Annotated in this window: 19 protein-coding genes; 17 read left to right on the top strand and 2 right to left on the bottom strand. The window is 61.5% G+C overall.

What is annotated here, in order from left to right; genetic code table 11:
* The first annotated feature begins 11 nt into the window (after positions 1-11).
* From nirB to KUG85_RS18080, 17 genes are all read left to right on the top strand, one after another.
* Positions 12-2,456, top strand: a complete 2,445-nt coding sequence (nirB, locus tag KUG85_RS18160) for a nitrite reductase large subunit NirB (RefSeq protein WP_223006322.1) — start codon at positions 12-14, stop codon at positions 2,454-2,456.
* Complete coding sequence (gene nirD / locus KUG85_RS18155) at positions 2,453-2,821, top strand: nitrite reductase small subunit NirD (protein WP_223006321.1); 369 nt, start codon at positions 2,453-2,455, stop codon at positions 2,819-2,821. The genes nirB and nirD overlap by 4 nt, the downstream gene beginning before the upstream one ends.
* Complete coding sequence (locus KUG85_RS18150) at positions 2,814-5,489, top strand: nitrate reductase (protein ID WP_223006320.1); 2,676 nt, start codon at positions 2,814-2,816, stop codon at positions 5,487-5,489. The genes nirD and KUG85_RS18150 overlap by 8 nt, the downstream gene beginning before the upstream one ends.
* On the top strand, positions 5,461-6,912 hold the full coding sequence (gene cysG / locus KUG85_RS18145; protein ID WP_223006319.1) for a siroheme synthase CysG: 1,452 nt from the start codon (positions 5,461-5,463) through the stop codon (positions 6,910-6,912). Before KUG85_RS18150 ends, cysG begins: the two co-directional genes overlap by 29 nt.
* A gap of 326 nt (positions 6,913-7,238) precedes the next feature.
* Entirely contained in the window at positions 7,239-7,988 is a 750-nt protein-coding gene (locus KUG85_RS18140) for an SDR family NAD(P)-dependent oxidoreductase (RefSeq protein ID WP_065815929.1), read from the top strand.
* Positions 7,989-8,001: 13 nt separating this feature from the next.
* Positions 8,002-9,237 (top strand): enolase C-terminal domain-like protein, encoded by a 1,236-nt coding sequence (locus KUG85_RS18135; RefSeq protein WP_223006318.1) that lies wholly within the window; start codon positions 8,002-8,004, stop codon positions 9,235-9,237.
* Positions 9,237-10,343 carry an ABC transporter ATP-binding protein gene (locus KUG85_RS18130; RefSeq protein ID WP_065815927.1) on the top strand — a complete coding sequence of 369 codons (1,107 nt, stop codon included), beginning with the start codon at positions 9,237-9,239 and terminating at the stop codon, positions 10,341-10,343. Before KUG85_RS18135 ends, KUG85_RS18130 begins: the two co-directional genes overlap by 1 nt.
* Positions 10,344-10,369: 26 nt before the next feature.
* A complete protein-coding gene (locus KUG85_RS18125) occupies positions 10,370-11,596 on the top strand; it encodes an ABC transporter substrate-binding protein (protein WP_223006317.1) in 1,227 nt (408 codons plus the stop codon).
* A gap of 12 nt (positions 11,597-11,608) precedes the next feature.
* Positions 11,609-12,559, top strand: a complete 951-nt coding sequence (locus tag KUG85_RS18120) for a carbohydrate ABC transporter permease (RefSeq protein ID WP_065815925.1) — start codon at positions 11,609-11,611, stop codon at positions 12,557-12,559.
* Positions 12,559-13,440, top strand: coding sequence for a carbohydrate ABC transporter permease (locus KUG85_RS18115; RefSeq protein WP_083212906.1), 882 nt, complete (start codon positions 12,559-12,561; stop codon positions 13,438-13,440). The genes KUG85_RS18120 and KUG85_RS18115 overlap by 1 nt, the downstream gene beginning before the upstream one ends.
* Before the next feature lie 15 nt (positions 13,441-13,455).
* A complete protein-coding gene (locus KUG85_RS18110; RefSeq protein ID WP_065815924.1) occupies positions 13,456-14,178 on the top strand; it encodes a GntR family transcriptional regulator in 723 nt (240 codons plus the stop codon).
* On the top strand, positions 14,175-15,041 hold the full coding sequence (locus KUG85_RS18105) for an SMP-30/gluconolactonase/LRE family protein (RefSeq protein ID WP_223006316.1): 867 nt from the start codon (positions 14,175-14,177) through the stop codon (positions 15,039-15,041). The genes KUG85_RS18110 and KUG85_RS18105 overlap by 4 nt, the downstream gene beginning before the upstream one ends.
* 41 nt (positions 15,042-15,082) lie before the next feature.
* Positions 15,083-16,069, top strand: coding sequence for a phosphotransferase (locus KUG85_RS18100; protein ID WP_223006315.1), 987 nt, complete (start codon positions 15,083-15,085; stop codon positions 16,067-16,069).
* Positions 16,056-17,369, top strand: a complete 1,314-nt coding sequence (eno, locus tag KUG85_RS18095; protein WP_255606473.1) for a phosphopyruvate hydratase — start codon at positions 16,056-16,058, stop codon at positions 17,367-17,369. The genes KUG85_RS18100 and eno overlap by 14 nt, the downstream gene beginning before the upstream one ends.
* On the top strand, positions 17,366-18,226 hold the full coding sequence (locus KUG85_RS18090) for a fumarylacetoacetate hydrolase family protein (protein WP_223006313.1): 861 nt from the start codon (positions 17,366-17,368) through the stop codon (positions 18,224-18,226). Before eno ends, KUG85_RS18090 begins: the two co-directional genes overlap by 4 nt.
* On the top strand, positions 18,217-18,963 hold the full coding sequence (locus KUG85_RS18085; protein ID WP_065815919.1) for an SDR family oxidoreductase: 747 nt from the start codon (positions 18,217-18,219) through the stop codon (positions 18,961-18,963). Before KUG85_RS18090 ends, KUG85_RS18085 begins: the two co-directional genes overlap by 10 nt.
* A complete protein-coding gene (locus KUG85_RS18080) occupies positions 18,960-19,979 on the top strand; it encodes a hypothetical protein (RefSeq protein ID WP_223006312.1) in 1,020 nt (339 codons plus the stop codon). Before KUG85_RS18085 ends, KUG85_RS18080 begins: the two co-directional genes overlap by 4 nt.
* A 67-nt stretch (positions 19,980-20,046) precedes the next feature.
* On the opposite strand, the gene xylB is transcribed toward KUG85_RS18080, so the two are convergent.
* Together xylB and KUG85_RS18070 are read right to left on the bottom strand one after the other, a co-directional pair.
* On the bottom strand, positions 20,047-21,489 hold the full coding sequence (gene xylB, locus KUG85_RS18075; RefSeq protein WP_223006311.1) for a xylulokinase: 1,443 nt from the start codon (positions 21,487-21,489) through the stop codon (positions 20,047-20,049).
* A gap of 171 nt (positions 21,490-21,660) precedes the next feature.
* Positions 21,661-22,614: an ABC transporter substrate-binding protein gene (locus KUG85_RS18070; RefSeq protein WP_065815916.1), complete on the bottom strand. Its 954-nt coding sequence runs from the start codon at positions 22,612-22,614 to the stop codon at positions 21,661-21,663.
* Positions 22,615-22,636: the final 22 nt, after the last annotated feature.

The raw sequence follows: 22,636 nt of genomic DNA, 5'->3' as shown, positions 1-22,636 counted from the left end.
GAAAGAACATCATGACTGAGAAACTTGTCGTGGTTGGCGCTGGAATGGCCTCGGGCCGCATGCTCGAGCATCTGTTCGAAGCTGAACCAAACGCCTTCGACGTGACCCTCTTCGGCGCCGAGCCGCGCGGAAACTACAATCGCATCATGCTCTCGCCTGTGCTGGCCGGAGAAAAGGCGTTCGAGCAGATCGTCACCCACGATACGGACTGGTACGCGGCAAACCGCGTGACCTGCCGCTTCGGCGAGACGGTCACCAGGATCGACCGCAAGCGCAAGGTGGTTCTGACCGCCGGCGGAGAAGCGCGCTATGACAAGCTGGTGGTCGCTACCGGCTCCGCGCCCTTCATCATTCCCGTAGCGGGCAGGGACCTGCCCGGTGTGATGGCCTTCCGCGACCTCGACGACGTCAACGCCATGATTGCAGCGGCGGAAAAGCCGAACGCCAGGGCAGTGGTCATTGGCGGCGGCCTTCTTGGCCTGGAAGCCGCCGCCGCCTTGCGCGGTCGCGGCATGGAGGTGGTGGTGCTGCACCTCATGGGGCACCTCATGGAGCGCCAGCTCGATCCCGCCGCAGGATATCTCCTCAAGAAGGAGCTCGAGGACCGCGGCATCAGGATCCACACCGAAGCGCAGACCAAGGCCATCCTCGGCGATGAGCGGGCGGAAGCGGTGCTTCTGGACGACGGCACAATCTACCCGGCCGATATCGTGGTCATGGCTGTCGGCATCCGCCCGGAAACGCGCATCGCAACCGATGCCGGCCTGCATGTGGAACGGGGGATTGTCGTTGACGATCGCATGATGTCCTCGGATCCGGACATTCTAGCCATTGGCGAATGCGTGGAGCATCAGGGCATCTGCTACGGCCTTGTCGCGCCGCTCTACGATATGGCGAAGGTCGCGGCCAGGACGCTGGTCGGAGAGGAAGCGGCCTTCCGGCCGGTGGAGACAGCCACCCAGCTCAAGGTGACCGGTGTCAGCCTCTATTCCGCAGGCGATTTCGCCGAGGCCGATGACCGGGAAGAGATCGTCCTGCGCGATGCCAGCGCGGGCGTCTACAAGCGCCTCGTCCTGAAGGACAACCGCATCATGGGCGCAGTGCTCTATGGTGAGACTTCGGATGGCGGCTGGTTCTTCGACATGCTCAGGAGGGGCACGGACGTTTCCGATATGCGTGAAACGCTGATCTTCGGGCAGGCCTATCAGGGAGGAGGCCAGCTGGACCCTATGGCGGCCGTTGCAGCCTTGCCGGATGATGCGGAAATCTGCGGCTGCAACGGCGTATGCAAGGGCAAGATCACCGGCGCAATCACCGGGAAGGGACTGGCTTCGCTGGACGATGTCCGCGCTCACACCAAGGCGTCCGCCTCATGTGGAACCTGCACGGGGCTTGTGGAACAGCTTCTCTCCCTCACGCTCGGCGACACCTACAATCCCGCTGCCGTGACGCCGGTGTGCGGTTGTACGGATCTCGGGCATGACGAGGTTCGCCGGCTTATCAGGGCGAAGAGGCTGAAGACCATACCCGCCGTCATGCAGGAACTGGAGTGGAAGACCTCGTGTGGCTGCGCCAAATGCCGCCCAGCACTCAATTACTATCTCGTCAGCGACTGGCCCGACGAATATGCCGACGACTACCAGTCGCGTTTCATCAATGAACGTGTGCATGCCAATATCCAGAAGGATGGCACCTATTCGGTGGTGCCGCGCATGTGGGGCGGGGTGACGTCGTCCGCCGAATTGCGGGCGATCGCCGATGTGGTCGACAGGTTCGATATTCCGGCGGTGAAGGTCACCGGAGGGCAAAGGATCGACATGCTGGGCATCCGCAAGCAGGACCTGCCTGCGGTCTGGGCCGAGCTGGGCAAGGCGGGCTTCGTGTCCGGACATGCCTATGCAAAGGGTCTGCGCACCGTGAAGACCTGTGTCGGCTCCGACTGGTGTCGCTTCGGCACGCAGGATTCGACGGGCCTCGGCATTCGCATCGAAAAATTCATGTGGGGATCCTGGACGCCGGCCAAGGTGAAGATGGCGGTCTCGGGATGCCCGCGCAACTGCGCTGAAGCCACCTGCAAGGATGTCGGTGTCATCTGCGTGGAGTCCGGCTTCGAGATCCACTTTGCCGGGGCGGCCGGTCTGGATATCAAAGGCACCGAGAAGCTCGGCCTCGTAAGGAGCGAGGACGAGGCTCTGGAGCACATCGTTGCGCTCGTCCAGATGTATCGCGAGCAGGGCCACTATCTGGAGCGCATCTACAAGTGGGCCAAGCGCATCGGTTACGACGAGGTGCGCCGCCAGATCATGGATGATGCGGACAGGCGCAAGGCCTATTTCGACCGCTTCGTTTTCTCCCAGAGATTCGCTCAGGTCGATCCCTGGTCGGAGCGCGTATCCGGCAAGGACAAGCACGAGTTCAGGCCGATGGCGACGCTTTCTCTGGAGGCGGCTGAATGATGAGGATGACCGGACAGGAATGGGTGTCGATCGGCACGCTGCACGACATTCCGCAGCGCGGCGCACGCTGCGTCAGGAACGGGGACATGACCATCGCGGTGTTCCGCACGGCCGACGACCGGGTGTTTGCCATGGAGGACAAGTGTCCCCACAGGGCAGGGCCGCTCAGCCAGGGGATCGTGCACGATGGCTGTGTCACCTGCCCGCTGCACAATTGGATCATCTCGCTGGAAACGGGCAGGGCGCAGGGCGCAGACGAGGGTGGCACGGCGACGTTTGCGGTGCGGTTGGAAGGCCAGCGGATCCTTCTGGCGCTGCCCTGCGGCTCCGCAGCAGCGGTTGCGGAAAGCTGCGACCATGGCTGACACTGTCCGCACGACCTGCGCCTATTGCGGTGTCGGCTGCGGGGTCCTGGCGACGCCGCAGCCGGATGGCTCGGTGGCGATCGCGGGCGACCCCGGCCATCCCGCCAATTTCGGCCGGTTGTGCTCCAAGGGATCCGCGCTGGGCGAAACACTGGCGCTCGACGACAGACTCCTCCATCCCGAGATCGGCGGGCGGCGAGCCTCATGGGACGAGGCGCTCAGCACGATCGCTGATCGTTTTCGCGAGACCATTGAGCGGCACGGCCCGGACTCGGTCGCCCTCTATGTTTCCGGACAGATCCTCACCGAGGACTATTACGTCGCCAACAAGCTTATGAAAGGCTTTATCGGCGCCGCCAATATCGACACCAATTCCCGCCTGTGCATGGCCTCGTCGGTCGCAGGCCACAAAAGGGCGTTCGGGTCCGATACCGTGCCCGGCACCTATGAGGATCTGGAGCTCGCCGACCTCGTCGTGCTGGTGGGCTCCAATCTCGCCTGGTGCCACCCGGTCCTCTATCAGCGGCTGGCCGCCGCCAGGGACAAGCGGCCTTCGATGAAGGTCGTTCTGATCGATCCCCGCCGCACGGCGACCGCCGGTCTTGCCGATCTGCATCTGGCGATCGCGCCGGACGGCGATGCGGCTCTCTTCACCGGCCTGCTGCGTCACCTCGCTGAGGTCGGTGCGACGGACCGGGACTATATCGACCGGCATACGCGTGGTTTCGATGAAGCGCTTGCAGCGGCGGCAGGCTTCGATAATGCGCGGGTTGCAGCAGAAACAGGGCTTTCCCCGGAAGATTTGGAGACCTTCTATCGTTTTTTCGCCACCACGGACAAAGTCGTCACGGTCTACAGTCAGGGCGTCAATCAGTCCGTGTGTGGAACCGACAAGGTCAATGCGATCATCAATTGCCATCTGGCCACGGGACGTCTCGGGCGGCCGGGCACGGGCCCGTTCTCGGTTACCGGACAGCCCAACGCCATGGGTGGACGGGAAGTGGGCGGGCTCGCCAACATGCTGGCCGCGCACATGGCGCTCGAAGATGCCGGGCATCGTGCTCTCGTCCAACGGTTCTGGAACGCGCCGCGTATGGCGGACAAACCCGGCCTCAAGGCCGTGGAGATGTTCAGGGCCGTCGCCGACGGCCGGATCAAGGCCATCTGGATCATGGCGACCAACCCCGTGGACAGTCTTCCGGATGCCGATGCGGTGGCGCAGGCGTTGCGGGATTGTCCTTTCGTCGTCGTTTCGGACGTGGCTGCAAAGACAGATACGATCCGCTATGCCGACGTGAAGCTGCCGTCCACGGCCTGGGGTGAAAAGGACGGCACGGTCACCAATTCCGAGCGGCGCATTTCGCGCCAGCGCGCCTTCCTCCCGGCTCCCGGCGAGGCGCGTGCGGACTGGTGGCAGCTTGCGGAGGTGGCCCGGCGGATGGGGTTTGGCGAGGCATTCGCCTATGACACTGCGGCCGAGATCTTCCGGGAACACGCCGCGCTTTCTGCTTTCGAAAACGGTGGCAAGCGCGATTTCGACATCGGCGCCTATCAGGACGTGCCCGATGCGGACTATCAGGATCTGCAACCCTTCCAATGGCCCCAGGGGCCCCAGGAGCGGCGAGCGCAGCCAGCGCAAAGACGCTTCTTCGCGAATGGAGGATTCTTCACCGGTGATGGCAGGGCGCGCTTCGTGGCGCCCCGTCCGTCCCGTGCCGCCATGACCGACGAGGCGTTTCCCCTGACCCTCAACACCGGCCGCGTGCGTGATCACTGGCATACGATGACGCGCACCGGAAAGAGCGCACGCCTTTCGGCGCATATGGCCGAGCCCTTCGCCGAGATACACCCTCGGGACGCCGCCCGGTTGTCCATTGGCGACGCCGACCTGGTCCGCGTCGAGAGCCGGCATGGCGCAGCGGTGGTGCGGGCGCTCGTCACGCCAAGGCAAAGGCCGGGTTCGGTTTTCGTGCCGATGCACTGGACCGCGGAGTTCGCGGCGCTCGCCCGCGTGTGTGCGCTGGTCGCTCCGGTGACGGATCCACTTTCGGGGCAGCCGGCTTCCAAGAATGTCCCCGTACGCCTCGAACGATTTGAGGCGGGTTGCTACGGTTTCGCCATCTGCGTGCGGCGTCCGAACACTGAGGGCCTGGACTACTGGGCGCTCGCGCGGGTCGATGGCGGCTGGCGGGTCGAGCTTGCGGTCAGGAATGACACGCCGGAGCAAGAAGCCTTCTTCCGCCGCCTGCTGGTGCTGAGCGGCCACGACGATGATGTCGAGATTCTTGCCTATTGCGATGCCCGGCGGGGCGACCACCGCATGGCGGCCTTCGAAAATGCGAGGCTTCTCGGTGCGCTCTATCTTTCCCGGACACCTGTCGCCGTCGCTCGGGAATGGGTGAGCGGGCAATTTTCCGAAAGCCATGCGGACCCGCATTCCCGCTCCCGCGTGGTCGCGGGCAGGGGCGGGACGGACCGTCCGGACGCAGGTGCCATGGTCTGCTCGTGCTTCGGGATCGGCATCAATCAGATCGCCACAGCGGTGCGATCGGGCTGCACCACGGTCGAGGCCGTCGGCAGGTCGCTGTCGGCGGGAACAAACTGCGGCTCCTGCCGCGCGGAAATCAAGGGGATTATCGATGCACATCGCCTCCAGGCAGCCGAGTGAGCAATCTCCGGCGCGTATGGCGCCGCTCGCAGTTCTTCCAGTCTTCTTCGATCTTTCGGGAAAACGGGCAGTCGTGGCGGGCGGCACGGCGGCGGCCGCCTGGAAAGCGGAACTTCTGGCGGCAAGCGGCGCGGTGGTCCATGTCCATGCGGAAACCCTTTGCGATACGTTCGAGCATCTTTTGCGAGAGGGCGCTTCCGCCGGGTCCTTCATCCTTCACCGCCGGCGCTGGGTGGAGGACGACCTCCTTGATGCGGCCGTGGCTATTTGCGATGCCGAGGACGATGGAGAAGCCGCCGAATTTGCTGACGCCGCGCAAGCCGCGGGAGTGCCGGCGAACGTGATCGACCGGCCGCGTTTCTGTCAGTTCCAGTTCGGCACCATCGTTAATCGTTCGCCCGTGGTCGTCGGTGTCTCCACCGCCGGGGCGGCACCGGTTTTGGGACAGGCGATCAGGCGACGCATAGAGACCCTGCTTCCGCCTTTTCTCGCTGCGTGGGCGGAGCTTGCTGCAAGTCTGCGCGCCGTCGTGATGCAAAGGCTCGCACCCGGCACGCCGCGCCGCGCCTTCTGGGAAGCCTTCGTCGACCGTGCCTTCCACGCGCCTCCTGCGGGACACGACATCGGAGAGATTGCCGGCGAAATCGAGCGACTTGCCGGTGCCGGGCGGGCTTCGACCGGTACGGTCACCCTTGTGGGGGCGGGGCCCGGCGATGCGGAATTTCTCACGCTCAAGGCCGTGCGCGCGCTGCAAGCGGCGGATGTGATCCTGTTCGACGATCTTGTTTCGGACGATGTGCTGGAGCTGGCGCGCCGGGAGGCAAAGCGCATCCTCGTCGGCAAGCGCGGCGGAAAGGCGAGTTGCCGGCAGGATGACATAAATGCCCTGATGCTCAGCCTTGCCGGGAAAAGCAGGCGCGTGGTGCGGCTGAAATCGGGGGATCCCATGATCTTTGGCCGCGCCGGAGAAGAGATCGCCATGCTGCGGGCGCATGGAATCGCAGTCGATGTCGTGCCCGGCATCACGGCCGCCAGCGCCATGGCCGCCGCCCTGGCCGTATCCTTGACCCATCGTGACCACGCCAGGTCGGTGCGTCTTGTCACCGGGCATTCACGTCATGGCGGGCTGCCGGACGATCTGGACTGGAGGGCGCTGGCCGATCCTTCCGCCACGACGATCTTCTATATGGGCGGGCGGACTGGAGGAGAGATCGCCAGGCGTCTGATCGATCTCGGACTTGCTCCGGGGACGCCCGTGGCGATCGCCTTCGCCGTCGGCGGTCCAGAGCAGTCGCTATTGACCATCGATCTCGCTCGGCTCGCGTCGGAAGACCATAGCCCTGCAGCCGGTCGCCCGGTGCTGATCGGCATCGGCCGGGTTTTCGGCGAGCGGGCCGCTGCCGCCATGACCAGCGCAGCGTAGCGCAATCAAATCGAGCGGGAATTCTCCGGTCGGCCTGTCTTCCCGGGGTGGCAACACGGGCAGCTTAGACCGGGATGCATCCCCTTTTACAAAGAGCGCGATGGTTTGTCGCTCCGAGACCCAATGTTGGATCGACGGCGGGTGGAGTTCCGGCTGTTTCACGATGGCGGGCAGGTTGGGTTGCCGGATTTCAGCAACATGATCGGGAGGTTGTATCCAATCGCCGAATGAGGCCGAGCCTCATTGTCTGTTCCTGGAAATAGTGTTTGCATTCTACCATGGTAGTATGCAATAAGCCTGAGGAATAACCGGACGGAGGAGGGGATATGGCGATCGTTATCACTGGCGCGGCCAACGGCATCGGAGAAGCCGTAGCCCTTAGGCTCGCGCTCTCCGGAGAGCCCCTGGTTCTTGTCGATATCGATGAAGTGGCGCTCTCCAGGCTTGCCAAAAACCTGTCTCGGCAAACTGTCTCCATTGCAGGATCGGTCGCAGATGAAGAGACCGCGGAGCGCGCAGCGGCGGCGGCGAAGGATCTCGGCGGCGCCATCGGTCTTTCCCACAATGCGGGGATTCAGCGCTACGGCTCCGCCCTGGAGACATCGCCCGCGCTTTGGGACGAAGTCATGGGGGTGAATCTGCGAGGCGCCTATCTCATGGCCCGTGCCCTGCTTCCGCAACTCGTCGAGCGCCGTGGAGCCTGCGTGTTCATGGCGTCGGTTCAGGGACTGGCCACTCAACAGAACGTCGCGGCCTACACGGCCTCGAAGCATGGCCTCATCGGTCTTGCGAAATCCATCGCCGTTGATTTTGCCACAAAGGGTGTGCGGTCCAATGCGGTGGCGCCCGGTTCAGTCAAGACCCCCATGCTGGACGGCGCTGTGGGGCTCGCTGACGATCCCGCCGCTGTTTGGCGCGAAATCGATGCAATGCACCCGCTGGGCCGGCCGGCCGAGGCGCGGGAGGTCGCGGATCTTGTGGCCTTCCTGCTCTCCGACGAGGCGTCCTTCATTACCGGCGAGACGATACGGATCGACGGTGGATTGATGGCGCGCCTTGGTGGCTCTCCGAAATGAAAGGTATGAACACGTGACGATCGCCGACATCAAGGTAACCACTGTTGCGGTTCCGCTGGAGGCCCCGTTGCGGCACTCCGCGGGGGCTCACTGGGGGCGCTTCATTCGCACGATCGTCGAGGTCGTGGGCAATGACGGTCTGTCCGGGTGGGGCGAATTGGGTGGGGGAGGCGAGTCCGCCGAGAGCGCGATCCTGTCCTTGAAGCCCTATCTGATCGGGCACGATCCGCTCAACCTTGAGCAACTTCGCTGGAAGATCATGAATCCGACGGGCTCCCTTTACAATAACCGGTTGCAGATTCACGCCGCGCTCGAGATGGCATGTCTCGATCTCGCGGGCAAGCGGCTCGGTGTACCGGCGCACACCCTCCTGGGCGGCTCGATACGGGACTCCGTCGAATTCGCGTCTTACCTGTTCTACCGCTACGAGGCGAATGGTGTCGGCGGCGAAACCATGCCGGACGAGATCGTCGCGCACGCTGCAAAATTGAAAGAGGCTCACGGGTTTCGGACGCACAAGCTGAAGGGAGGGCATTTCAGCCCCGACCACGATGTGGAGGTCTTTACGGCGCTCGCCGAGGCATTTCCCGAAGATGGTGTGCGGCTCGACCCCAATGGAGTGTGGTCTGTTGAAGACGCAATCCGCGTCGGGCGCGCAATCTCGCATCTCAACAATGACTATTATGAAGACCCGACCTGGGGAATGGAGGGTATGCGCCGCGTCCGGAGCAGTCAGCCAATCCCGACGGCAACGAACATGGTTATCGTCAATTTCGAGCAGCTCGCGCAGTGCATCCTTCACGATCTGGTGGACGTGATCCTTCTGGATACGACTTTCTGGGGCGGGCTGCGTCAGGCGGTCAAGGCGGGTCAGGTTCTGGAGACGTTTCAGCGCTCCGCAGCGGTCCATTCATCAGGCGAACTGGGCATTCAACTGGCATCGATGCTGCATCTGGGAGCGGTACTGCCGAACCTGAATTTCGCTGCCGATGCGCATTATCACCACTTAACCGATGACATTCTGGTGGGGGGGAAACTGGTCTACCGCAATGGATGCATCGACGTTCCGACAGGCCCCGGGCTTGGTGTCGAGGTCTGCCGGGAAAAGCTCGCCCGGTATGCCGAGCACTTCAGTGAAACCGGCGGCTATACCTACGACCGCGATCCGGCACGCCCGGGCTGGTATTCAATCTGGCCGGAAAAGAACTACGCCGACCCGTCGGTCAAATCCGTACCGGGGGTGTTCTGATGGCTGAGGTTCGTGTCAAGGAACTGGTCAAGGTCTACGGACGGCAACTGGCCGTTCGCGGCATCGATCTCGATATTCCCGATGGCGCATTCGTCGTTCTTGTCGGCCCATCGGGGTGTGGCAAGTCGACAACCCTGCGGATGATCGCCGGACTGGAAACCATCTCGCACGGCGATCTGCTGATCGGCGGGAAACGGGCCAACGATCTGCCTTCGCGGGATCGCGGCGTCGCCATGGTGTTTCAGACCTACGCGCTCTATCCGCACCTGACGGTGCGAGACAATCTGGCGTTCTCACTGAAACTCGCCAAGGTTGATCCCGCAGATATCGAACGGCGGATCGACAGCGCGATCGCTGCGCTTGAGTTGCAGCCCTACCTCGACCGGCGCCCTTCCGAGCTGTCGGGTGGACAGCGTCAGCGTGTTGCCATGGGGCGGGCGATCGTGCGCGAACCCGATGTCTTTCTTTTTGACGAACCCCTTTCCAATCTCGACGCCAAGCTGCGCAACCAGATGCGTGTCGAGATCAAGAAACTGCAGCACCGGCTGGGTGTCACGACAATCTATGTCACCCACGACCAGATCGAAGCGATGACGCTGGCTGACATTATCGTGGTGATGAAGGACGGCGAGATCGCGCAAAAGGGTACGCCGCTGGAGCTGTTCGAGAATCCGGACAGTGTGTTTGTCGCCAGCTTCATTGGCACGCCGCAGATGAATTTCTTCGATGGCGTGATCGAACGGGACGGCGACACCTTCTTCTTCGTTGGGGCGGACATGCGAATTCCCCTGGATGAAGGCCGGTTTCAGGGGGGGCTTCAGCCGGGCCAACCCGTTGTCGGTGGCCTGCGGCCGGAAGACATCATTCCGGAAGGTCATGGCATGCAGCCATCGGATGGCATCTCTGTGACGGCCGAGATCACACTCACCGAACTTCTCGGCAATGAGAGTCTTCTGTTTGCCCGCCGCGGCGAAACGGAGTTCGTCGCCCGGATGCAGCAGCCGCGAATGGTCGCGGACGGGGAACGGATGACGTTCCACATTGCCGGAGCGCGACTGCATCTCTTCGATGCCGAAACTGAATTGTCGCTGCGGGCGGCCCGATGAACGTGAATTTGAGGAGGAGAACGCAGATGAAACTGAGAGAAAGACTGCTTGGAACGGCACTTGGCCTGATGGTGGGAATGTCGCCCGCAATGGCTGAGGAAGTGCAGTTGTTCCACGACAAGGGCTTCTGGTCACCACACTTGCAGGAAGTTGCAAAGGCGGCGGAGGAGGCCACCGGTATCAAGATTGTCGAAACGCCCTATGCCAATGCCGAACAGTACAAGGCATTTATCCAGGCTTCGATAGCTTCTGGGGAAACGCCCAACATGTTCACCTGGTGGACCGGCGCGACGTTTGACGAGCTCGTGAGCAGCGGGCAGATTGCGCCGCTGGACGGGCTCTGGGAGGAGATGCTGACCGAAGGCGGCTATGGTGCCTCGTCGCGCGAACTCTTCACGGTGGACGGCACGGCATATGGCGTTCCGCTGGTTCTGGCCCGCTGGGTGGTTCTTTACAACAAGCCGCTTTACGAGAAACTTGGCCTGTCGGAGCCCACGACCTGGGACGAACTCATGGCCAATGCCGATGCAATCAAGGCGGCCGGTGAAACGCCCTTTCTTGCGACGGTTCATGAAGGCTGGCGCGGATTTATCTGGTTTCAGGAACTGCTTCTGCGCCTGCACCCCGAAGCCTATAACGGGCTGAACGACGGTTCTGTGGCCTATGACAGCCCCGAGGTGCGAGACGTATTCAAGACCTGGGTGGATATGTACGCCAAAGGCTATTTCTCTGACCCAAGGTCGACCGAAGAATTCAACGATTTCGCTCGCGGTGCGGGTGCCATGTACCTGATCGGTGAATGGGCCTATGGCCTCGTGATCGATGCTGGCGTTCCGGCGGACGACATCGGTGTCTTCATTCTGCCAAATGCCACCGACGCGCCGAATGCGGTCATCGTGGAAGGTGCTCCGCTGGTCGTGTCCGTCGACGGTGCAGAAGACGAAGCGACGATGAAAGCGCTGCGGTTCTGGGTGTCAGCCGAAGGTGCGAATGCATGGGGGGCGGCATCGGGCAACTACATTGGAAACGACAAGGCCGAGGCACCCAACCGGATCGTAGCTGAGGTGAACGCAGACATCGCTGCGACCAGTGCAAAGGCTTACCTGCGCTGGTGGGAAGCGGTTCCGGCGGAGCTTCAGGGTGAACTGGTGGCTGAAATGAACCGCTTCATGCTGGATCCGACCATGGAAACGGCAGAACAGGTGATGGAAACCATGCAGACACTCAATGCCGCCTATTGGGACGAGCAGTAGAGGATCGCCAAAATGGACCAGATGGCCAGGGACGAGGAACTGCTGAACCGGATCGGGCTAGACCGGATCCGTCAGAATGATCGCACCAGACGTCGCCGCAGGCTTCGGCTGGGGCTGGTCTTCATGTCTCCCGCCCTGGCCCTGGTCGGTGTGTTTCTGCTTTTGCCCGTTCTCTTCAACGTTTGGCTCAGCCTGACAAAGTGGCGGAAGTTCAAGGGGTTCGGAGAATGGGCGGGGGTCTCGAACTATGAACGCATGGCAGGCAACCCGTTCTTCTCGGAAGCGTTGATCAACACGGCGATCTGGGTCGGTGCATCCATCGTTTTTCCAATCCTTCTCGGTCTGGGACTGGCGATGTACTTTCGCAATCTGCGCGGCGCCGAGACCTTCAAGAACATCATTTTCATACCACGCATTCTGGCTCCGACCGCAGTCGGTGTGCTGTGGTTTTATGTTTATGCGCCTGCCGGTCTGCTGAACCGGCTTCTGTCGGTTGTGTCGGGGCAGGAGGTTTCCGTCAGCTGGCTCTACAGCGATGCGACGGTAACGCCTGCAATCATTGCAACCTTCGTCTGGCAGACGGTCGGGCTCGTCATGGTACTGCTGCTGCTGGGACTGGCTGCGTTGCCCAGGGATCCAATCGAGGCCGCGCATATCGACGGAGCAAGCCCCTGGCAGATATTCCGGCACATCACTCTGCCGCTGCTCACCCCGACCCTGCTCATGGTAACAATCCTCTCGGTTCTGGCGGGGTTCACGGTGTTTGACCTGCTTTGGGTCATGGGGGCCAGCTATCCTGGTCAGCGCAGTCTCGCCCTTGCCGTGTTCATGTATTTCGAAGCGTTCCAGAAAGGCAACTGGGCTTTCGGCTCCGCCGTGGCGGTGGTCATCGGCATCGTCGTCCTTGGCGTAACCTGGATCCAGACATTTCTGCAGACCCGCGTGGACAGGATGACCCGATAATGGCTTTCGATATCAACACGCTCGATCTCGACCGGATTGCCCGCCGTGAGGCGGCACGACACCGTGGCAGCAGGCTGAAACTGGTCGCCGCGATCGCTTTTTCGCTCCTTTGGATCGTCCCGTTCTACTTCCTGGCCATCACGATCTTCAAATCGAGCACCGAATACTCGCTGAACCCGCCATTGTCTCTGCCCCAGGGGATCGCGCCGTTTCTCGACAACGTTGCGCAGGCCTGGGCTTTGGGGAACATGGGGCAATCGATGATGAACTCTGCCTTCTACGGGTCCGTCGGAGCCGCCCTTGCGGTCTTTTTTGCCGCCATGGCCGCATTTGCCATAGCCCGCCTCGATATTCCGTTCAAAAACGGCTGGTTCATGCTGATATTCGCTGGAACGGTTTTCCCATTCCAGATGTATCTGATCCCGCTGTTTTTCGGGTATCAGAAACTGTCATTGCTCAACACGCATCTTGGTATGCTGCTGTTCTACACGGCCATCTGCATACCCTTTCCCACGCTTGTTTTAAGGAACTTCATGTCCGGCCTCTCGCGTGAGATGGATGAGGCCGCGCGTATGGACGGTGCCAGTGAATTTACCGTCTTTTTCCGGATCGTTCTGCCCAATACGCTGGGGCCGATGACGGCTGTGTTCCTCCTTCAGTTCACATGGATCTGGAACGACATGCTGTTTTCGACTGTTCTGGGGAACCGGCTGGAAACGCGCTCGATCATGAACGCGCTTCTGGTTTTTCAGGGCAGCTACTCGTCAAGCGGGCCCAACGTTGTCCTTACGGCCGCTCTGTTGGCCAGCATACCAAGCATTCTCCTGTTTTTGCTGCTCAGGAAGCACTTCATGCAGGGTCTTCAGGTCAATCAAAGCTGAGAGAGACGCGTTTCCATGACACAGGTGCCCAATCTCAGAAATCAACGCTCGCAGCCTCTGGCCCGCCAGGTCTACACGGCATTGCATCAGAAGATCCTGACATTCGAGTTGAAGCCTTATCAGGCGCTTTCCGAAACCCTGGTCTCAGAGATGCTTGGTGTCAGCCGGACGCCCGCACGCGAAGCACTGACAAAGCTGGCCGAGGACAAGTTTGTGGACATCGTGCCGCAACGGGGAACCCGGGTCGCGCCATTGCGGGAAGAGGATCTCGACCGGTCGCAATTCATGCGAGAGGCACTGGAACTGGCACTTCTCCGCCGTGCCATGAGCTCGGGCAACCTTGACGCGCTGGTTCAGGAACTGCGCAAGCAGATCACACTGCAGCAGACCTATGTCAATTTCGAAGACACCAAGGCCTTTTATGCCGCCGATGAAGCATTCCACGCCCTGATCGCCGAGTATGCGAAGCTGCCAAGCGTTCTTCCTGAAATCCTGCGGGTAAAGGATCACATGGACCGTTTCCGCCACATGATGGTTGAAAGCGTCGAGGACCTGAACACCGTTATCAGCCAGCATCGCGACATTGTCGATACCATTGAAGCCGGGGATGCAGAAGGTGCGGAAAGAAGCATGATCGTGCATCTGCGACGCATCTTCGACTACGTTGATGAAGCGCGCGGGAAGTTTCCGGAGTACTTCGAAGCCGTTGACGGTAAGCGCGCAGGGGCGAGACGATGATCCGCATCCTCGGAGATATGCGTGACGGGGTCGGAGAAAGTCCGTTTTGGAACCCGGACGATGGCGCGGTCTGGTCCGTCGACATCACCGGAAAGCGCATTCTTCAGCGGCATCTGGGAAGTGGCGAAACGCAGGCTTTTGCAACCGAAGACCTGCCAACCGCACTTGCACTCGATGCCGAGGGCGGGGCCATCGTCTCCTTCGCCGGAGGGGTCGCTCGCTGGCGGGACGGTCGGATGGACACTTTGATCGCTGTCGAAGCCGACCCGGCGATGCGTCTCAATGAAGGCGCCTGTGACCCCTCTGGGCGGATGTGGGTGGCCAGTATGGAAAACAACCTGACACCCGATCTGCAACCCCGCAGTCAGGAGCGGGCCCGGGGGCGTCTGTTTCGGATTGATGGCGATCGTGCGACGGCAATGAGCGACGCAGAGTTCGGTATTCCCAACACAATGGTCTGGTCGCCCTCCCGGGACCGGTTCTATCTGGGCGACAGCCTGCGCAACACGATCTGGGTCTGGGACTACGACGATTCAAGCGGTGAGATTGCCAACAGGCGCGTCCATGTGTCGGGCGGGCCGGGGATCCCTGACGGGTCCTGCATCGACACGGAAGGATGCCTCTGGACCGCTAGGTTCGGGGCAGGGCGGGTTATTCGTTATGATCCGGACGGACAGCCCGAGCGTGAAGTGCTGCTGCCGGCGCGGAACCCGACCGCGACATCCTTTGCCGGGCCTGAAATGACAACGCTTGTGGTCACGTCTGCGCGCTTCGGGCTGGACAGCCCCTCTGTCGCCGACGGAGCCATGTTTGCCGTCGACACGGGCATCGTCGGTCACCCGGAAAACAGATTCAGGTCATGACGGGGGACGCGCCAACGCTTGAAACCCGATGCCGGGCCCTGATGTCCGAGCTTGGTCTCGGCCGTGATGAGGACATTCGGGATGTTGTGCCCCTGACTGGGGGCGTGGCGTCGGATATTGCCAGGGTCGTGCTCAACGACACTGTCCTGTGTGTCAAGTTCGCCCTGCCCAAACTGAGGGTCGCTGAAGACTGGCAGGCGCCTGTTCATCGCAACAGGGCGGAATATGCCTGGCTACAGGTCGCCTCCGCAGTTGCACCCGACATCGCTCCGCGGCTGTTCGGACGCTCGGCCAGCCAGAATGGTTTTGCAATGGAGTTCCTGCAGGGCTCTGATGTGTTTCTCTGGAAAGATGCCCTTCTCTCAGGCAAGTCGCAAGACGGTGAAGCCCGTCAAGTCGCCGATCTTCTCGGGCGGATTCACGCTCACTCGGCCGGCGCCGGGTTCGACCGGAGTGCTTTCCGTAACCGCGACGATTTCGATGCGCTTCGTCTTGATCCCTATCTGCGGTTTACGGCGACGCGCCACCCCGATTTCGCCGCTAGGTTGAGAAGCATGGCCGAACAGCTCTATGCCGCCGATACGGTTCTGGTTCATGGCGACGTCAGCCCGAAGAATATTCTCTTCAGGGACGGGAACCCGGTGTTGCTGGACGCTGAATGCGCGACAATGGGAGACGCCAGTTTCGACGTCGCGTTCTGCCTGAACCATCTGGTCATGAAGGCCTGCCATCGCCCGGAGATGCTCGGCATTCTGCTGGGAGAGGCCGTAGATTTCTGGCGCGCATACCGCGACCGCGTCAGTTGGGAAGATGCGGATGCGCTTGGAAGCCGTGTGGCCAGCCTTCTGCCGATGCTGATGCTTGCGCGGGTCGACGGGAAATCGCCCGTCGAATACCTCGATCAGGAAGTCGCACCCCGTGTTCGTAAAACAGCGCTTGCCTCGATTGTGACGCCCTGCGGGTCGGTGCAGGAATTGGTCGCACAGATTTCAAACAACTTTGAGGAACTCATCCGTGACGAAAATTGAGGCTGTGGAGGCGCGCAGAATCTGGGATTCCCGCGGCCGCCCCACCGTTGAGGTCGAGGTTCGCCTGACGGGCGGCCACAGAGGGCGCGGGATCGCGCCCGCGGGTGCGTCCCGCGGCTCGCGCGAGGCGTGGGATCTGCGCGATGGCGGTCCGGCGCTGCGCGGAATGGACGTGCAGATGGCACTTGCTGCGGTGCGTGATCGCATCGGTCCGGCGCTGATCGGCATCGACGCTTCGGACCCGCGCGCTGCGGACAGCGTGATCACCTCTCTGGATCCGTCGCTCCTGAAGAAAGACCTGGGCGGTAACGCGACAGTAGCCACCTCGATGGCTGTTCTGCACGCGGCTGCTGCGGCAGCCCGAAAGCCCCTCTGGCGCCTTGTTGCAGACCAGCATGACCGCCGTCCCGCCATTCCCCTGCCGGAGATCCAGATCTTCGGCGGTGGTGCCCATGCCGGGCGGCGGGTCGATATTCAGGACTTCATGATCATGGTGCCAGGCGCGGACAGCTTTGATGAGGTGATGGAGGTCACCTCCGAGGTCTATTTCGCTGCCGGCGACATCATGAAGCAGAGGGGGAAACTTGCCGGCGTGGCCGATGAAGGCGGCTGGTGGCCCAGCTTCGACAGCAATGAAGAGGCACTTGAAACCCTGACGCTGGCGATTGAGAAGGCCAGTGAGAAGCCCGGTGAACGGGTGGTCATCTCGCTGGACGTGGCTGCCTCGGAATTCTGTCGCAACGGGCGGTATCGGCTGGCCCTGGAAGATCGCGACATGGATACCGCCACCCTGATCGACCTTTTGGGTCGCTGGATCGACAGCTATCCCATTGTCTCGATCGAAGACCCGGTCAGCGAGAATGATCCCGATGGCATGGTCGAGTTTACGCGGCGGTTTGGTGGTCGCGTCCAGATCATCGGTGACGACTATCTGGTGACCAACGCCGCTCTGGTTGATCAGGCCGCCGACATTGGCGCGTGCAACGCCGTGCTGATCAAGGTCAATCAGGCCGGTACCGTTTCAGAAGCCATTGCGGCCAACGAGGCCGCCGACAGGGCCGGATACAGAAGCGTCATCTCCGCCCGCTCGGGTGAAACCGAAGATGTCACGATCAGCCACCTCGCTACGGGTCTCGGTACGGGACAGTTGAAGGTCGGATCGTTCACGCGGTCGGAACGCATGGCCAAATGGAATGAATGCCTGCGCATTCAGGATGAGCTCGGGGTCAATTCGTTTGTGGGTGGGGCACCCCTGACAGACACATGGTGGGGCAAGAAGGAAAGGGAACGGCGGACATGAAATTTCTTCGCATAGGGACCGAGGGCGCGGAAACACCCTGCGTTCTGGACAACGATGGTGTCGCGCGTGATGTTTCGGGTATCGTAGGCGACTTTACACCCGAAACGATCCCGACACTTGTCGAGCGTCTGTCGGAGGTGTCGCTGGGCACCCTGCCCGCAGTCTCCCGGGAGCAGGCGCGCATCGGAACTCCGATGACGCAGCCGCGCAATATCTATTGCATCGGACTGAACTATTCCGATCATGCCGCCGAGGCCGGAATGGCCATCCCCACAGAGCCGATCCTGTTCAACAAGTCTGCGGCAACGTATTGCGCGCCGAACGCACCCATCCTGTTTTCGCCAAGGATGACCAAACTCGACTGGGAGGTCGAACTGGGCATTGTGATCGGCAAACGCGGGCTGAACGTCTCGAAAGTCGAGGCGATGAACCACATCCTTGGCTTTACGGTCGTCAACGACGTGTCCGAACGGGCCTGGCAGCTCGATCGTGGCGGCCAATGGGCCAAGGGCAAGTGCTTTCCGAATTTTTGCCCCACCGGACCATTGATCGTCACTCCCGAAGAGGTTGGCAACGCCTCCGATCTGTCGATGTGGCTCGACGTGAATGGCGAGCGGATGCAGACCGGAAACACCCGGACGATGATCTTCGACGCGGCGACAATCGTCAGCTACCTGTCTGAATTCATGATCCTCGAACCGGGCGATCTGATCTGCACGGGGACGCCGCCCGGAGTTGGGATGGGCAAGAAACCGCCTCGATATCTTGCCGTCGGCGATGTCGTGTCGCTTGGGATCGAGGGGCTTGGCACACAAACCCAGACGGTGATCGATGTGGAGAACGCGTCATGGATCTGACACAGCGCCTGAAAGGCAAGACCGCAGTCGTCACGGCGGCCGGTCAGGGGATCGGTCGGGCGATCGCGGAACGTCTGGCGGCGGAAGGAGCCGGGGTCCATGCATCCGACCTCGATCCCGGCCTTCTGGCAGACCTCGATGTTGCCGCCACGGCCGGTCTGGACGCGACGGATCCTTCCGCCGTTTCGCGGTATTTCGACGGGTTTAGCCGTATCGATATCCTCGTCCATGCCGTAGGGTACGTTCACCAGGGCACGATCGAAGAGTGTTCGCTTGAAGACTGGCGCCGATCCTGCGCGATTACGCTTGACAGCGCCTACCTGGTAATCGGAGCAGCCATTCCGAAGATGAAGGCCAGCGGTGGCAGTATTGTTACCATCGGCTCGGTTGCCAGTTCGATCAAGGGTTTTCCGAAGCGCGCTGCCTACGGCGCGACCAAAGGAGGCGTTCTGGGGCTGACCAAAGCCGTGGCGGCAGACTATCTCTCCTACGGGATCCGGTGCAATTCCATCTGTCCCGGTACGGTAGACAGCCCCAGCCTGAGAGAGAGAATCGACGCCCTTGGGAAAAGCATGGGCAGCCCCGAGGCCGCACTGTCTTTCTTTATCGACAGGCAGCCCGCCGGCCGCTTTGGCAAACCGTCGGAAATCGCCGGCCTCTGCGCTTTTCTAGCATCTGACGACGGTGCATTTGTAACCGGTCAGGCGATCAACATCGACGGTGGGATTACCGTTTGAAACCGGAAACGTGGTTCTTTGACTGGCCTTCCATTCGCGGAGAGCTCGCAGCGCCCGGCGGTATGCTCGGACCGGTCTGGTTCACCCTGCCCGACGGGCGTGAGGTGCAGCCTTTCGCCGTTGGACCGTGGGCCGATGATACGCCGGAAATGCTCGATGAAGTTCCACCGATCCTGCGGTCGCTGCGTGGTGAATTCCCGTGCGTTCCTTTCGGTGTTCCGAAACCGCGCAGCGATTTGCCGCCGCACTGGTCCGGGGGGATCGACCCTGCTGCCCCGACGGTCGATGCATTCGTTCATGGTTACGGCGCGAACCATGACTGGTATCTGGTTGAGCAGCACGGCTCGGAGATCGCGATTGCGATCGACTATCCGGAAAACCACCCTGTGCGCCGCCTGAAGCGCCGGATATCGAGGGAATCAGACTGCAGGCTGACGATCGAACTCACAGTCGAGGCGCGGCAGAACGCGAGCCTCCCAGTCGGGGTCCACCCGATATTTGCGTTGCCCGGCCCGTCTGGGTCTTCACGGCTGGACATTCCCTCCCTCGAAGGCGTCAGGACGTTTCCGGTCCCGGTTGAAGAAGGCTCGATCCTGATGCCAGATCAGTTCTCGTCGACTCTGACCGATGTCGAAGCACTGGACGGCAGCAGGCGGGATATCTCGTCTCTTCCGCTTGATCAGGAAACCGAAGAGTTGTTGTCTGTACAACTGTCCGACGGGTTCGTGCGTCTGGCGTTTCCGGATGATGCCTATGCGGTCGATCTCACATGGGATATTCGCACGTTTCCTCATTGTCTTCTCTGGCTCTCCAATCAGGGGCGGAAGGCCTACCCATGGAACCGCAGGTTCAGGGCATTGGGGATCGAGCCCGTCTGCGCAGCCTTCGACCTGGGAACAGAGTATTCGACACGAGCTGAGACGCCGCTCACGAAAGCGGGCATGCCGACCAGCATCCGGTTGGAAGCGGACGTACCGTTCACAACTGTTTACTCAATCGGAGTGAGCATGCCGTGACAGCGGGCTGACGTCGTAGCCTGCCCGTCGGGAGCACCGTGTCGGTCGGCCGCAGAAGGCCTTCAGATCATGGTGTCTGCTGCGTTACGCTGGTCGCGGCTTCCCGAAAATATCTCTGACGGGTCCTGTAGGGCTCGATCAGATCGGGCTCCGGTTCGACCACCATGCCTGTCGTCGGGCACAGGAAAGGGTTCTCGAAGTCGGCTGCAGCCATTCCCAGGCGTGCCGCACCGAGCGCAGCTCCCTGAGTACCGGTCTGCGGAACCTTCAGCGTTAGTCCCGTAACGGTGGCGACGATCCTCAGCCAGGTCTCGGATTGGCTTCCACCGCCGGCGACCCATGCGGTGTTGAACTCCACTCCCCCCTTTTCAATGGCACGGCGGCAGTCATCGAGCGCAAAGGCGACCCCTTCAAGCACGGCCTGGGTCATCTCCTTCAGCCCTTGGTCCCGCTTCAGGCCAAGGAAACTACCGGTTGCGTCCGGATTGTTGTGAGGGGTCCGCTCTCCCGAGAGGTAGGGCAGGAACGTGATCGGAGAGGGCGCGGACAGTTCCGCGTCAACCAGGGCGATTAGGGCTGCCGGTGATTGCCCGGTGATCTCCGACAGCCAGTTGAGGCTGTCTGCCGCCGAGAGGATCACCCCCATCTGATGCCAGGTCTCCGGGACTGCATGACAAAAACTATGGACCGCGTCCCTGGTGTTGGTGGCGAAACGATCGGCAACGGTGAACAGGACCCCCGATGTTCCCAGAGAGACAAAAGCTTCTCCGGGGGCCGTGATCCCGAGACCGCAGGCTGTTGCCGCATTGTCGCCGGCGCCACCGGCGACGACAACCGGTCCAACGCCCCACTCCGAAGCAAGGTCCGTGCGCAGTATGCCGGCCTGCTCCGAGCCTTCGACCAGGTCTGGCATGTGGCTTCGGTTCAGGCCCGTTGCTTCCAGCAGGGATTCGGACCAGTCGCGCTTTGACACGTCTAGCCACAGTGTGCCTGCGGCATCCGACATGTCCGAGACATGCCGACCGGTAAGCCACAGCCCGACATAGTCTTTTGGCAGCAGCACCCTGCGGGTTCTTTTAAAATTCTCGGGTTCGTTCCGGCGGACCCATTCCAGCTTTGGCGCGGTGAACCCGGCCATCACGATATTGCCCCCAATACCCCGAAAATCCGCACGCTCCTCCAGTATACGGCATTCTTCAGCGGAGCGGCCATCATTCCACAGGATCGCCGGGCGCAGGGGTCTGTCCCGGTCATCCAGAAGTGTGGCTCCGTGCATCTGCCCCGAAACGCCGATGGATCGAAGTGCGGCGAAGGCTCTCGGGGCCGCCTTCCTGACCTCGGCGATGGCCGCCTGCACCGCATCGATCCAGCTATCCGGATTCTGCTCCGACCAGCCCGGACGGGGACGCTGAACGGTCAGGGTCCCATGCCCCACAGCCATGGTCCGTTGCGCATCGTCGACCAGCAATGCCTTGACACCCGAGGTGCCCAGATCCAGTCCAAGAAACATCTGCAGTCTCTCTGCTTGCTGCCATGTCCTGACCGGCCGGATGCCGGTCAGGAGATGAGGTCTGCCCTTTAGATCGCCGTGCGTCCATCCGGACGCACAAAGAACGGTCTAAACGATTGATGGAGCATCGGAATAAGCCGAAAACCGGATTCCACTTTTCGGTCCGATGCTCTAGAACGGGCTGTCGGGATAGTAGAAGTCCATCGCATTCTCTTCTGTCACAAGGACGGAACCGATCTTGAATGTGCCCGAAACCGGTGCACTGGAGGTGAGACCCACGGCGGTCAGCTCAATCGCCGTGGCGATCATGGACGGCGGATAGGTCACATTTGCCGGGATCATCTCGTCCCCCTTGGAGGTGCGAAGGATCATCTCTTTCATGCCCGCGCCGCCCAGAACGAACTGGATGTCGTCACGACCTGCCGCCTCGATAGCCGCCAAAACGCCGATGGCCATGTCGTCATCTGACGCCCAGACCGCATCAATTTTGGGGTGTTTGGAAAGGAAATCCTCCATCACCGTAAAACTGTCATCGCGGTTCCAGTTGCCATGCTCCATGTCGAGCACATTGATGCCGGAGCCTTCAATGGCGGCAGTGAAGGCATCCACGCGCTCATTGTCGATTGTCGTGGGAATACCGCGCAAGACCACGATGTCGCCGCCCTCGGGCATTCTGGAGACCATGTATTCACCCGACACACGGCCGAACCCGGTGTTGTCGCCCGCCACATAAAGGTCTTCGATCCCGGGCACGGAGAGACCACGGTCCACGACGGTCACCCATGCACCGCTTTCGGCGACTGCCTGGACGGGCGGCGTCAGCGGATCGGATTCGAAGGGCAGCACCACCAGCGCATCGATACCGCGCACAGCTACCATGTCTTCGATGTCGTTGACCTGTGTGCCTGGGTCGGACGCGGTGGACAGCACGAAATCGAGCTGCGGATAGACCTCTTCAAGCCGCTTTACGGCTTCCTGTGCGTGGAAATTCATGCCGCCGGCCCAGCCGTGCGTGGCGGCCGGAATTGAAACGCCGATCACCTTGGTTTCCGTGTCTTCAGCAAGAGCCGCTGTGCCAAAAGACACCACGAGCGCCGCTGCTATGAGTGATTTTATGTGTTTCATGTTGCTCCTCCCTGAGCTTGGT

This window comes from Nitratireductor rhodophyticola (genome assembly GCF_019891355.1).
GTDB lineage: Bacteria > Pseudomonadota > Alphaproteobacteria > Rhizobiales > Rhizobiaceae > Nitratireductor > Nitratireductor rhodophyticola.
Note: the sequence above shows the minus strand (reverse complement) of the source record. Positions and strands in the feature narration are given on the sequence as shown.

What these genes read in the sequence shown, in the direction of transcription:
- nirD (WP_223006321.1), top strand. Translation starts at nt 2,453, where the DNA reads ATGATGAGGATGACCGGACAGGAATGGGTGTCGATCGGCACGCTGCAC.
- KUG85_RS18105 (WP_223006316.1), top strand. Translation starts at nt 14,175, where the DNA reads ATGATCCGCATCCTCGGAGATATGCGTGACGGGGTCGGAGAAAGTCCG.
- KUG85_RS18085 (WP_065815919.1), top strand. Translation starts at nt 18,217, where the DNA reads ATGGATCTGACACAGCGCCTGAAAGGCAAGACCGCAGTCGTCACGGCG.
- KUG85_RS18140 (WP_065815929.1), top strand. Translation starts at nt 7,239, where the DNA reads ATGGCGATCGTTATCACTGGCGCGGCCAACGGCATCGGAGAAGCCGTA.
- KUG85_RS18120 (WP_065815925.1), top strand. Translation starts at nt 11,609, where the DNA reads ATGGACCAGATGGCCAGGGACGAGGAACTGCTGAACCGGATCGGGCTA.
- xylB (WP_223006311.1), bottom strand. Translation starts at nt 21,489, where the DNA reads ATGTTTCTTGGACTGGATCTGGGCACCTCGGGTGTCAAGGCATTGCTG.
- KUG85_RS18130 (WP_065815927.1), top strand. Translation starts at nt 9,237, where the DNA reads ATGGCTGAGGTTCGTGTCAAGGAACTGGTCAAGGTCTACGGACGGCAA.
- KUG85_RS18110 (WP_065815924.1), top strand. Translation starts at nt 13,456, where the DNA reads ATGACACAGGTGCCCAATCTCAGAAATCAACGCTCGCAGCCTCTGGCC.
- KUG85_RS18115 (WP_083212906.1), top strand. Translation starts at nt 12,559, where the DNA reads ATGGCTTTCGATATCAACACGCTCGATCTCGACCGGATTGCCCGCCGT.
- KUG85_RS18150 (WP_223006320.1), top strand. Translation starts at nt 2,814, where the DNA reads ATGGCTGACACTGTCCGCACGACCTGCGCCTATTGCGGTGTCGGCTGC.
- KUG85_RS18090 (WP_223006313.1), top strand. Translation starts at nt 17,366, where the DNA reads ATGAAATTTCTTCGCATAGGGACCGAGGGCGCGGAAACACCCTGCGTT.
- nirB (WP_223006322.1), top strand. Translation starts at nt 12, where the DNA reads ATGACTGAGAAACTTGTCGTGGTTGGCGCTGGAATGGCCTCGGGCCGC.
- KUG85_RS18125 (WP_223006317.1), top strand. Translation starts at nt 10,370, where the DNA reads ATGAAACTGAGAGAAAGACTGCTTGGAACGGCACTTGGCCTGATGGTG.
- cysG (WP_223006319.1), top strand. Translation starts at nt 5,461, where the DNA reads ATGCACATCGCCTCCAGGCAGCCGAGTGAGCAATCTCCGGCGCGTATG.
- KUG85_RS18100 (WP_223006315.1), top strand. Translation starts at nt 15,083, where the DNA reads ATGTCCGAGCTTGGTCTCGGCCGTGATGAGGACATTCGGGATGTTGTG.
- KUG85_RS18070 (WP_065815916.1), bottom strand. Translation starts at nt 22,614, where the DNA reads ATGAAACACATAAAATCACTCATAGCAGCGGCGCTCGTGGTGTCTTTT.